2 protein-coding genes and 1 pseudogene are annotated in these 2,922 nt (G+C 58.6%); all 3 read left to right on the plus strand.

Annotation, left to right across the window (positions count from 1 at the left end; all coding sequences use genetic code 11):
• Nucleotides 1-468, plus strand: a pseudogene (locus tag V6C16_RS10645) (4-hydroxy-3-methylbut-2-enyl diphosphate reductase); the annotation flags it as partial.
• A gap of 40 nt (nt 469-508) precedes the next feature.
• On the plus strand, nt 509-1,522 hold the full coding sequence (locus V6C16_RS10650) for a chemotaxis protein (protein WP_333535427.1): 1,014 nt from the start codon (nt 509-511) through the stop codon (nt 1,520-1,522).
• 908 nt (nt 1,523-2,430) lie between these two features.
• Nucleotides 2,431-2,922: hypothetical protein (locus V6C16_RS10655; protein WP_333543175.1), on the plus strand; the 492-nt coding region annotated here is incomplete at its 3' end.

Below are 2,922 nucleotides of genomic sequence, written 5' to 3' on the forward strand. Positions count from 1 at the left end.
GAGGTACGCGGCCTCATATCCTACGCCTGCGGCCCGGCCCACGTGTTCGGCAATGCCGGGGAACTGGCGGCCCTGCCCCTTGACCCCGCGCAGCCCTACGTGCTGGCCTCACAAACCACGCAGGATCGAGAAATCTTTACCGCCATCCATGAAAATCTGAGCCGCGCCCTGGACGACCTTACTGTTTTGTCCACCATCTGCGACGCCACCCGCGAGCGGCAGGAAGAAGCCAGAAACATTGCCTCATCGGTGGATGTCATGGTAGTCGTTGGGGGACGACAGAGCGGCAATACCCGGCGGCTCGCGGATGTGGCCGCGCTCAACGGCATCGCCACCTACCATGTGGAGAGCGCCGAAGAGCTTGATCCGGAAAAATTTGTAAATAAACCCCGTGTGGGCCTTACGGCTGGCGCATCTACGCCGAAAAGCCTCATAGACGCCGCTGAAAAATGGCTTTATTCGCTATAATAACGTCCTGCACGCGCCACACGTTTTTTTGGGAGGCAGCATGTCCCAGACTAATATATTACTAGAGGCCGGCACCAATGAACTGGAAGTGGTGGAATTCTATCTTGACGAATTCGTTCCGCCTTCTACCGACGCGCCCCTGACGGCCGAAAACGGCCAGCCCGCAACCCCGGCCTCATACCGGGGCTATTATGGCGTCAACGTGGCGAAAGTGCTGGAAATCATCCGCATGCCCAAAGTTACGGAACTGCCTGAAGTGCAGCACCCGAGCGTGCTTGGGGCCTTTAACCTGCGCTCCCGCATCATTCCTCTGGTGGACCTTGCCATGTGGCTCGGCAAAACCCACCCCGTCAACGAAGAGCAGCCCAAAACCATTGTGACGGAATTCAACAACGTCACCACGGCCTTCATGGTGTCCGGCGTCAACCGCATCCACCGCATAAGCTGGGAACAGGTGGAGCCGCCGAACAAGTATGTGGCCGCCGTTTCCAACAATACGGTTATCGGCGTGGTCAAGCTTGAAGACCGCATCATTTTTCTGCTGGATCTGGAAAAGGTGGTCGCCAACCTCAATCCCAAACTGGGACTGCGCCTGGACGATTTGGGTGAAGACTGGACCAACAAGGGCTACCGCGCCCTTGTGGCCGACGACTCGGCCCTGGTGCGCGAAATGCTGCGCGACCTGATGGAAAAGGCGGGCTTTACCGTTGAGGTCGTCTCCAACGGCCGCGCCGCCTGGGACCGGCTTGAAGACATCAAGCAGCGCTGTGAGCAGAACGGACGCCCCGTCTCGGACTTTGTGCATGTTATGGTGTCGGACATTGAAATGCCGGTCATGGACGGCCTTAACCTCACCCACCGCATCAAGACCGACCATGTGCTCAGCAACCTGCCCGTGATCCTGTTTTCTTCGCTTATCACGGACAAGCTGCGCCACAAGGGCGAAAGCGTGGGCGCGGACGACCAGATATCCAAGCCGGAAGTTACCCAGCTTGCCCGCCGGGCCATGGCCCTTATCAGGGCGCGGGAAGAAGAAGCGGCGGCAACCCGCTAGAGCAATTTCACTTTGAAATTGCTCGGACGGCTGCGTGAGCAGACGTTCGCTACGGAGGCGTAAGCGCAGTTTATCTGCGCGGTTAAACGCTGAAGTGAGCGTGCCTTAAACTTTGAGAATATACATTCTCAAAGTTAATCTGCTCTAGACAGTGTCGTCACGAGATGAATTTCCTTGGTATATCAAGGAGAACGAGCCTTTTATGCAGGGAGTGTACTCTTATGGTACTCGACCGGAATAAAAGGCGAAGTTCGACGCAGAGATACCTGGAAAGGCGCTCGTGACGACACTGTCTAGAACAGCGTTGCCGGTGAAATTGCCCGGCCGCGCCGATGGACGCCCGCTCGCCACAGAAAACTGGCGGCATGGCTGCGCAAGATTTTTTACACGCCCGTTTGAGCGCATTGCCCCTTGATACGACACGCTATCAAAGGGCAATGCGCTCAAACATTGTACACGGAACAGCTGCCGCCACAGCAGCGCTGTCACGCCAAAAGCGCTGTACAGTCTGCTGCGGCAGGATTTCCCCTCCTTTTCCCCAGCGTTCCCGCGCTCAGCCGCATCACCAGTGCATATGACAGGGGCGCCCGGCGTGGGCCGCCGCGCGATGCGCGCACGTCTGCACCCGTTGCCACAACGTCATAAAAAACGGCCAAGGCATTTTTACCGCCTTGACGGGCAATGCCCGGCACAGTATCTTTTGTTACGGTTTAAAAAAAGATAACACTGGCATATTTACCCCGGAACATGCCCGGCGGCTGCGCCGGCAGCGGCCAGCAGCAAGGCTGACAGTGAACAGCACGGGCGCTTGATATTGGCGCTTGATGTGACACGTATTTCAAGAAAGTAACAGAAAAAAACAGGAGCCACAGGTGGGCTGTTCCTGTCTGATTCCGCAAGGGGAACGTGTGAGGCGGAAATCTTCGGCAAGGGCTTCTGATGCCCGCTGCCACGAACTTTGGGCCGGTCTGCCCCAGGACGAGGGCATTTGCCTGCCCGCAGACCTCTGCTCCTGTTTGCCGTCGGGGCCGCCGCCATGCGTGCCCGCCGACCTTGCTGCCTGTTTGCCCGCCGCCATAACTTCTCAGCACGACCACGGCAAGGATGCCGTTGGCAAAGCTCACGAACAGGCAGGCTGCCTGGTTTTGCCCCAGAATACCGCTCCCGCGCAAACCCCGTTTTTCCAGCGCACCCGCAAGGCCAGAGGCCCGGCGGCGTCCTTGGTTCTGCACGCCCTTTTTCTGTCGGCCTTGCTGGGCTTCTCGTTCCAGACAGTTCAGGAGATTCCCGGGAACGCCATGATCGTGTCCCTTGCAAGCCTTGCTCCCGCTCCTGCCGCAAGCTCTGCCGTTCTTCCTGCGGGAGCGCCACCGCCTCCCGCAGCGCCCGCGCAGCCGGAA

The organism is Desulfovibrio sp. 1188_IL3213 (genome assembly GCF_036763145.1).
Taxonomy (GTDB): Bacteria; Desulfobacterota; Desulfovibrionia; order Desulfovibrionales; family Desulfovibrionaceae; genus Desulfovibrio.

Excerpts from the sequence above, each read along its gene's own strand:
- V6C16_RS10650 (WP_333535427.1), top strand. The coding sequence starts at position 509 with ATGTCCCAGACTAATATATTACTAGAGGCCGGCACCAATGAACTGGAA.